Origin of the sequence: Streptomyces himastatinicus ATCC 53653, from assembly GCF_000158915.1 — a bacterium.
Classification (GTDB): Bacteria; Actinomycetota; Actinomycetes; order Streptomycetales; family Streptomycetaceae; genus Streptomyces; species Streptomyces himastatinicus.
Genome location: NZ_GG657754.1, coordinates 5,750,777 through 5,758,957, shown reverse-complemented (window position 1 = coordinate 5,758,957; position 8,181 = coordinate 5,750,777). Strand labels below are relative to the sequence as shown.

The following is an 8,181-nucleotide window of genomic DNA, read 5'->3' as shown; positions in this document are numbered from 1 at the left end:
TGGCGCGGTGATCGACCGCTACGGGGCGCCCACGCTGTGGGCGGCGAGCGCGGTGGTGGGCACGGTGGCCGCGGTCGGTTACGGGGTGCTGGGGCGGCGGCTGCGGGTCGAGGACCAGCCGGAGACGGTGGGGAGGGAAGCGGTGGTGGTCGAGGGCGCGGGGGTAGCGGGCTGATCGGCGAGGCGGGGGGCGTACGGGCGCGGTGCGCGTCGCGGGGGTGCGCGCACCGCGCCCCGCGTCACCGCAGCGCGCGCTGCGCCTCGTACAGATTGCGCGGGTGGACGGCCTCGGGGTGGCCGTAGGACTCAATACGGGAGTGGAGCGGACCGCTGAAGTCCGGTACGTCGATCTGGCCGAACTCCCGGACCTCGCTGATGCCGACCGTCGCGCTGTACGGGGCGATTCCGTCGATCTTGACGCAGCCCGCCCGCTGATTGGTGACGGTGACGTTCCAGTGGGTGAACCGGGCGCCGTACAGCGGGCCCGCGACCGCGTCGCCGCCGTGCGCGCCGGTGTTGTCCACGGTGATCTGGGTGCGGACGTTGGCGAACGGCATGCCGCGGTGGGTGTCGAAGGTGCCCATCTCCATCCGGCCGCGTGACCAGACGTTGTAGCTGGACAGGCCCTCGACGTTGATGCCGTGCAGCTGGGTCCCGGAGGGCGCGGGGACGGTGCGGCGCGCGAGGACGAAGTCCTCGACCAGGTTGTCGTGCGAGCCCTCGCGGCAGCAGTACGGATGGTGGCTGCCGCGTCCCGAGACGGTGACCCGGCGCAGGGTGCACGCCTTCGCGGCGACGAGCAGGAAGCCGTTGTCGACGTTGTTGACGGTCACGTCGTCCACCCAGCAGTCCCACGCGCACTGGAGCGCGACGCCGTTGTAGCCCTTGTCGAGCAGGTGCTGAGCTTGTGGTGTCGCATCGAAGTCCAGGGTGAGGCCCTCCACGCCCGAGCCGGTCACCGGGCGGACGAGGGTGGTGAACCGCGGCTTCCACTCGGGCCGGGCGTCGAGCGGCAGCGGACGGTCCAGGGTCACCCGGCGGCGGCGCCGGTCGACGGCGGTGATGCGGCACGGCCATTCGTACGGGACGTACGAGGTCAGCTTGGTCTTGTCGGCCCACGGATATCCGGCGGCGCCCGCCACGTCCCCGGCCATGTGCTGGAGCAGGGAGTGCGCGCCGTCGTCGGCGAGCTGGAACAGCACCCGGTCGCCGCGCCGGAGGGCCGCGGTGCTCTCGACGGGCACGGTCCAGTCGCCGCGGCGGGCGGGGCGGTCGACGGCGGTCAGGGTGCGCCACTCGTCGCGCCGGTTGCCGGTCCAGCCCTCGAACGGCCACGCCTGCGCCCTGATCGCGGCGGTGAGGGAGCGCCAGCGGGCGTCCGGGCACACCCAGATGAGGCCACCGGCCCAGGACCAGGACGACTTGGTGCCGCCGTACCGGCTGCCGTACGGCCCGATCAGCTCGGTGAGGTTGCGGGTCGCGTGCAGCGTGGTCCGCCCGCTGCCCGCGCCGCGCAGCACGACGTTGTCGTAGCCGACGCGGATGACGCCGTCGACGCGGTACGTCCCGGGCGGCACCACCACCGTGCCCCCGCCGCGCCGCCCGACGGCCTCGATGGCGCGGTTGATCGCGGGGGCGGCGTCGGCCGAGCCGTCGGGCCGGGCGCCGTAGCGCCGTACATCGGCGGCGACCGGGTAGCGGGGCAGCTCGGCGCGCCCGCCGCGGAATCCGGCGCGGCCGACGTAGGGGATCTGGGGGTGGCGGTACGGATCGGCGCGGAACTCGCGCCACAGGTCCGCTGGTTTTCCGGCTGCCGCCGCGGGTGCCGCGCCCAGCACACCCGCCGCGGTGCCCGCGGCCGCGCCCGCCGCCGCGCCGAGGACCGTGCGTCTGTCGATTTCCCTGTCCATGAGGCCCACACCTTCCATGGATGTGAACGCCGTTCAGATGAGCGACGGCGTGAGCATGCCATGAGAGGCCCCGGCGCGGAAGAGGTCAGCGCGCGTACAGCCGGTGGGCCGTCCTCCCGGCCCACCACAGACCCACCGCGCCGACCAGCAAAGGCCAACCGAGTTGCCCCGCGTGGAGGGTGCCGCTCCGGGTGACCGCCACCAGCACCGGGGCCGTCAGCACCAGTGCGGCGAGCGGGCCGCGCAGGTACCAGAAGGCTGCCTGCACCGCGCCCGTGTTGCCCATCGGGGTCTCGCCCCCGAGCAGGATGTGCGGCGGGACGGCGCCCCGGTACGAGCTGACCAGCGCCGCCGCCACCAGCGCCGGGGCGCAGACGATGAGCACCGCGAGCCCGGGTCGTCCCCAGCCGCCCAGCGCGGCGGCCACGCCTCCCGCGGCCGTACCCGCCACCAGCAGGACGCCGGGCACGAGCCCATGCCACAGGGCGAGGGACCGCGGCGGGTAGGGCAGGTTCGCCGAGCGGCGTACGTCGTCGCTCTCCCGGCGCGCGGGTTCGGTGAGCTGGGCCGCAGCAAGATAACCGGACAACAGGGCCCCGATCGCGGCGACGGCCTGGGCCCGCTCCCGCAACGTGGGGGCGAGCACGGTCAGCGTCACGGCGGTCGCGGTCCACCCGGCCGCCCAGCCCAGCCGCCCGGGTGTGCGCAGCAACCCTGTCGCGTCACGCCAAGGGATGACGAGCGGGCGGTGGCGTGGCATCGGCAGCCGCAGGGCGGGCCGGGAGCCGCGTTCCCGCAGCGCGGGAAGACCCGCCTTCGCCTGCCGCAGGTCCAGTGCGAACAGTGACGCACCGAGCTGCGAAGCCACGGTCGCCCGCAGGCGCAGGGCCGCTTGGGAGATGCCCACCGCTTCCCGGCGGGCCCACAGCAGCGCGACGAGGACGAAGACGGCCGACAGCACGGCGCCCACCGCCCATCCGGACACCGGTTGACCGGCGGCCGCGACCAGTGGCTGCGCGGCCCAGCCCCAGGGCCCCGACCACAGGAACGCCGTCCCGAGCCACGCGGCATGCCCACCGCGGGCCACCGACACCGCCGCGGTGGCGACCGGAGCGGCGAGGACGAGCCCGGCCGCGCTGAAGAGCCGGGCACCGTGCCGGGCCATCAGCCGGTCGCGGCGCTCCACTACGGCACCCGCCGCGGTGCCGATGAGCGCGGCCACCGTCCCCGCCCACGCCCCGCCCCCGGTCACCGCGGGCCAGGACGGGGCGCCCGAGGCGTACGCCAGGAAGCCGAGCACACCGCCGGTGACCGCTCCGACCGCCCCCGCCAGCAGCGCGGACGTCATCAGCCGGGGCAGCAGCAAGGGCGCGCGCGACAGCGGTGCGGGCAGCAGCCAGGAGACGGTCGGCATGTCGAGGAGCACCGGCCCGCGCCACACCGCGCCGCGCGCCATCAGCAGCACGACCAGGGTCACCACGGTCGGCACCGTCAGCGGCAGGCTGGTCAGGACATGTGCGGCCAGGGGGCCGCGGGGCCCGTCGGCACGACCGGCCCGGGCGGCCGAGACGAGCAGCGGTACGCCCCAGGCCAAGCCGACCAACGCAACGGCGTAGAGCGCGAACGCGCCGCTCTTGCGCTTCTCCCACCGGGCGTCACGCCGCAGGGCGCCCAGATAGGCCAGTGTCTCGGCGGTGCCGTCCCCGAATCCGTACCCGGCCGGAGGATCGGTCGGAGCATCCGTCGTGCGTTGCCCTGCCGGGTCGGCCACTACCGGTCCCTCGCCGCCGCCGGTATCCCGCCATCGAGCGTGAGCACCCGGTCGGCGACCTCGGCCAGCACCTCGAGGTGCGTGGCCAGCAGGATCGCGGTGCCACGGTCCCGGTGAGCGGCCAGCCGGTGCGCCAGCTCGCGCCGCGCCCGGCCGTCCAGGCGCTGCTCGGGCTCGTCCAGGACGAGCAGGTCGTGCGGGCGTACGAAGGCGGCGGCCAGCAGCAGCGACTGGGTCTGCCCCGACGACAGCGCCGAGGGCAGGACATCGCCGTGACCGGCCAGACGGTGCTCCTCCAGCACCGCTTCCACCGCCGCCTCCGCCCCGTCGCCGAGCCCATGGGCCAGCGCCACCAGCATGAGGTGCTCGCGCACGGTCAGGTCGGGGTAGTGGGCGCCGGGGTCCATCACCGTGGCGACGCGGGCGCGGGTGGCGGGGTCGTCCTCGACGATCGGCGCACCGTCGAACAGCGCCTTCCCCGAGGTCGGCCGCTCCCGTCCCGAAGCCAGCCTCAGCAGGGTCGATTTGCCGGAACCGTTGTCGCCGGTGAGCGCCACGCACTCCCCCGGCCCGACATCCAGCGTGACCGAGCGCAGCACCTCGCGGTCGCCGTAGGAGCGGCTGACGGCGTCGAGCCGGAGGAGGGGCGTCACTCGGCGGCCACGTCGCGGGTCAGGTTGGTGAATGCCTCGAGGTTGCGGGTGGATTCGCCGCGCGACGTACGCCAGGCGTACTCCTTGCGGATCGCGGTCGCGAAGCCCATCTCCAGCAGGGTGTTGAAGCTGCCGTCCGCGTTCTCCAGCACCGTGCCCAGCAGGCGGTCCAGCTCCTCCGGGGTGACGGCGGCGAGGGGGAGGCGGCCCACCAGGTAGATGTCGCCGAGCTGGTCGATCGCGTAACTCACCCCGTACAGGCGGGTGTTGTGCTCCAGCAGCCAGCGGTGGACGGCCTCGTGGTTCTCGTCCGGGTGGCGGACGACGAAGGCGTTGATGGAGAGCGAGTGGCGGCCGACCCGCAGGGAGCAGGTCGTCGACAGCTTGCGGGTGCCGGGGAGCTTGACGACGTATGTGCCGTCCTCCGGGCTCTCCCACTCCAGCTCGGCGTCGTTCAGCGTGCGCTCGATGACGGCGTGGGGGCCCTGGGGGGTGGGTGTCAGCATGGGCCCGATCGTAGGTGACGCCGGTCCCGCATCGCGTCGTGGTAGACTCCGCGGTCGCGCGCGGCCGTGTCCCAGCCGAAGGACTGGGCGTGGCGGGCGGCGGCCGCGCCCATGCGGGTCGCGCGCCCCGGGTCGTCCGCGAAGGGGCGCAGGGCGCGGGCGTAGTCGGCGGGGTCGTGGCCGTCGATCAGGGTGCCGCTGACCCCGTCCCGTACCGCCACCGGAAGGCCGCCCACCGAGGCCGCGACGACCGGGGTGCCGCAGGCCTGGGCCTCGACCGCGACCAGGCCGAACGACTCGCTGTACGACGGCATCACCAGCACCGAGGCCGCCCGGTACCAGTCCGCCAGCTGGTCCTGCGCGACCGGTGGCTGGAAGCGGACGACGTCGCCGATGCCCAGGCGCGCCGCGAGCTTGTGCAGCCGCTCGGGCTTCGCCAGGCCGGTGCCGCTCGGTCCGCCCACCACGGGGACGACGATCCGTTCGCGCAGCGACGGCTGCTCCTCCAGGAGGCGGGCGACCGCGTGCAGCAGGATGTCCGGGGCCTTCAGCGGCTGTATGCGGCCCGCGAAGAGGGGGATCAGCGCGTCGCGCGGCAGCCCGAGCCGGGCCCGGGCGGCGGCGCGGCCGTCGGCGGGGCGGAACCGCTCCAGGTTCACCCCGGGGTGGACGACGGCGACCAGATCGCGGTCCGCCTCGTAGTGGCGCACCAGCTCCTCCGCCTCCTCGGCGGTGTTCGCGATCAGCCGGTCGGCGGCGCTGACGATCTGCTGCTCGCCGATGACGCGGGCGGCCGGTTCGGGGGTGTCACCGGCGGCGAGGGCGGCGTTCTTGACCTTGGCCATGGTGTGCATGGCGTGGACGAGCGGCACCCCCCACCGCTCGGCGGCCAGCCAGCCGACGTGGCCGGAGAGCCAGTAGTGGGAGTGGACGAGGTCGTAGTAGCCGGGCCGGTGCCCGGCCCACGCCTGCATCACCCCGTGGGTGAACGCGCACAGCTGCGCCGGGAGCTCCTCCTTGGCCAGCCCCTCGTACGGGCCCGCGTCCACGTGCCGCACGAGCACGCCCGGCGTCAGCTCGACGGCCGGGGGGAGGGTGCCGGTGGTGGCCCGCGTGAAGATCTCCACCTCGATGTCGATGGCGGCGAGGCGGCGGGCCAGCTCGACGATGTACACGTTCATGCCGCCCGCGTCGCCGGTGCCCGGCTGGTGCAGGGGCGAGGTGTGCACGCTGAGCATGGCGATCCGTCGTGGCCGCCGAAGGTGTGTGATACGCCGAAGGCGCTGGTGGGACGGGCCGCCGAAGGGCGTATGGGACCGGCCACGCAGGCCGAGCCGGGACGCGTGCTGGCTCACCGCGCGATACCTCCTTCTTCGGGGCGAGCTTTCTCTCCCTGCTTCCCCTCTGAGGCCACAACACCGGAACCAGCCATTCCCATTTCCGTTTTGCCAAAGCGTGACGTTCGGGATTCGTACGGGGGTCCCCTGGGCTTCGCCGCGTGGTCGGAGCGCGGCCACGCAGCGCCTAGGCTGCTCGCCATGTCTGCCCGCGTGCCTCCGCCGATCCGCCCCATCGGAACGGCCACGCGCGGGACCACCAACCCCAACCGGCTGCGGCGCATGGACCGGTGGATCGCCGCCGTCCACGGCACCGCGCTGCGGCGCGCCGAGACGGCGGTGGCCGTCGACCTCGGGTACGGGGCCGCGCCCTGGACCGCCGTGGAACTGCTGCACCGGCTGCGGGCCGTACGGCCCGGGGCCCTCGTGGTGGGGGTCGAGATCGACCCGGCGCGGGTCGCCGCCGCGCGGCCGTACGAGCGGGAGGGGCTCGCCTTCGCGCACGGCGGGTTCGAGGTGCCGCTGCCGGGCGGGGTGCGGCCCGTGCTCATACGGGCGGCCAATGTGCTGCGGCAGTACGACGAGGACGAGGTCGCCGACGTCTGGCGGCGGTTGTGCGCGCGGCTGGCGCCCGGGGGCGTACTGGTGGAGGGGACCTGCGACGAGATCGGGCGGCGGCACGTCTGGGTCGCGCTCGGCCCGGCGGGCCCCCGTACGGTCACCTTCGCCGCCCGGCTCGGGTCCCTCCAACGCCCATCCGACCTGGCCGAACGGCTCCCGAAGGCGCTCATCCACCGCAATGTGCCGGGCGAACCGGTGCACGCCTTCCTCCGCGACTTCGACCGCGCGTGGGCCGCGGCCGCCCCCTACGCGACGCTGAGCGCCCGCCAGCGGTGGATCCGCAGCGCCCAGGCGCTGCGCGTGGCGGGCTGGCCCCTGACGGACGGCCCTCGGCGCTGGCGCCAGGGCGAGATCACGGTGCGCTGGGAGGCGGTGGCCCCGCGCGGCGGGTAGCCCGTACGGCCCGGGCCGTCAGGGGGTCTCGCGGGAGCGGGTGAAGACGCGCTCGCGGGCCTCTTCCGTCGCCGTCGCCACCGCGCCCATCAGGACCGCGTCCTCGCCGAGGGTGCTGGCACGGACCCTCGGGCGCAGGGGGCCGATCCGGTGGAGGGTCGTGGTCACCGGGCGCAGCAGCAGGTCCGCCCCGCCGCCGAGACCGCCGCCCAGGACCACCAGGTCCGGGTCGAGTACGGCGGCGACGGCGGCGATCACATGGGCCAGCCGCTCCGCCTCCTGCCGTACGGCCGCCACCGCCGGTTCGACGCCTTCCCGCGCCGCGTCGAAGACGTCCTTGGCGGAACCGGGATGGGCCATGCCCAGTTCGCGCGCGGTCCGGACGACCGCGCCGCCCGCCACCGCGTCCTCCAGGCCCCGGCCCCCGTTCGGCAGCGTCGGCAGGAAGCCGATCTCCCCCGCCGCGCCGTGCGCGCCCGTGAAGAGGCGGCCGTCGGCGACGACGCCCATGCCCAGGCCCGTGCCGACCATGACGAAGACGAAGAGCCTGCTGCCCCGGCCCGCGCCGAAGGTGTACTCGCCGAGCGCGGCCAGGTTGGCGTCGTTGTGGACGGACAGCGGCGTGCCCAGTTCCTCGCGCATCCGGTCCAGCAGGCCCGCCCGCCCCCAGCCGGGGAGGTTCACCGCGTACCGCACCCGCCGCCGTTCCGGGTCGTACACGCCGGGCGCGCCGACGACCGTGTGCGCGACCAGCGCCGGGTCGACCCCGGCGTCCGCGACGACCCGGCGGGCGGCGGCGACGGTGAGGTCGGCCATGGCGGCGGCGCTGCGGCCGCTGTTGCGGACGTCGGACCGGGCGACGACGGTCCCGTCCAGGTCGGCGGCGGCCACCCGCAGCCAGGAACGGCCGATGTCCAGGCCGAGGACGTACCCGGCGGTGGGGTCCGGTTCGTACAGTACCGCGACCCGCCCCCGGTCCGGCGGCGCCTG

Annotated in this window: 7 protein-coding genes; 1 reads left to right on the top strand and 6 read right to left on the bottom strand. The window is 75.0% G+C overall.

The features are described 5' to 3' along the window. Window positions 1-239: 239 nt before the first annotated feature. From SSOG_RS24400 to mshA, 5 genes are all read right to left on the bottom strand, one after another. Window positions 240-1,910, bottom strand: coding sequence for a glycosyl hydrolase family 28-related protein (locus SSOG_RS24400; protein WP_106516451.1), 1,671 nt, complete (start codon window positions 1,908-1,910; stop codon window positions 240-242). Window positions 1,911-1,995: 85 nt separating this feature from the next. Further along, window positions 1,996-3,681: a DUF6297 family protein gene (locus SSOG_RS24395; RefSeq protein ID WP_050799952.1), complete on the bottom strand. Its 1,686-nt coding sequence runs from the start codon at window positions 3,679-3,681 to the stop codon at window positions 1,996-1,998. Further along, window positions 3,681-4,334: an ABC transporter ATP-binding protein gene (locus tag SSOG_RS24390; RefSeq protein ID WP_039938583.1), complete on the bottom strand. Its 654-nt coding sequence runs from the start codon at window positions 4,332-4,334 to the stop codon at window positions 3,681-3,683. The genes SSOG_RS24395 and SSOG_RS24390 overlap by 1 nt, the downstream gene beginning before the upstream one ends. Beyond that, window positions 4,331-4,840, bottom strand: a complete 510-nt coding sequence (locus tag SSOG_RS24385; RefSeq protein WP_009716913.1) for a type III secretion system chaperone family protein — start codon at window positions 4,838-4,840, stop codon at window positions 4,331-4,333. Before SSOG_RS24385 ends, SSOG_RS24390 begins: the two co-directional genes overlap by 4 nt. Then, on the bottom strand, window positions 4,834-6,195 hold the full coding sequence (mshA, locus tag SSOG_RS24380) for a D-inositol-3-phosphate glycosyltransferase (RefSeq protein ID WP_009716912.1): 1,362 nt from the start codon (window positions 6,193-6,195) through the stop codon (window positions 4,834-4,836). Before mshA ends, SSOG_RS24385 begins: the two co-directional genes overlap by 7 nt. 183 nt (window positions 6,196-6,378) lie before the next feature. On the opposite strand from mshA, the gene SSOG_RS24375 reads away from it, so the two are divergent. Next, window positions 6,379-7,191, top strand: a complete 813-nt coding sequence (locus SSOG_RS24375) for a class I SAM-dependent methyltransferase (protein WP_009716911.1) — start codon at window positions 6,379-6,381, stop codon at window positions 7,189-7,191. Window positions 7,192-7,209: 18 nt separating this feature from the next. Here the strand turns inward: SSOG_RS24375 and SSOG_RS24370 are convergent. Next, window positions 7,210-8,181: ROK family protein (locus SSOG_RS24370; protein WP_009716910.1), on the bottom strand; the 972-nt coding region annotated here is incomplete at its 5' end.

What these genes read in the sequence shown, in the direction of transcription:
- SSOG_RS24400 (WP_106516451.1), bottom strand. Translation starts at nt 1,910, where the DNA reads ATGGACAGGGAAATCGACAGACGCACGGTCCTCGGCGCGGCGGCGGGC.
- SSOG_RS24385 (WP_009716913.1), bottom strand. Translation starts at nt 4,840, where the DNA reads ATGCTGACACCCACCCCCCAGGGCCCCCACGCCGTCATCGAGCGCACG.
- SSOG_RS24375 (WP_009716911.1), top strand. Translation starts at nt 6,379, where the DNA reads ATGTCTGCCCGCGTGCCTCCGCCGATCCGCCCCATCGGAACGGCCACG.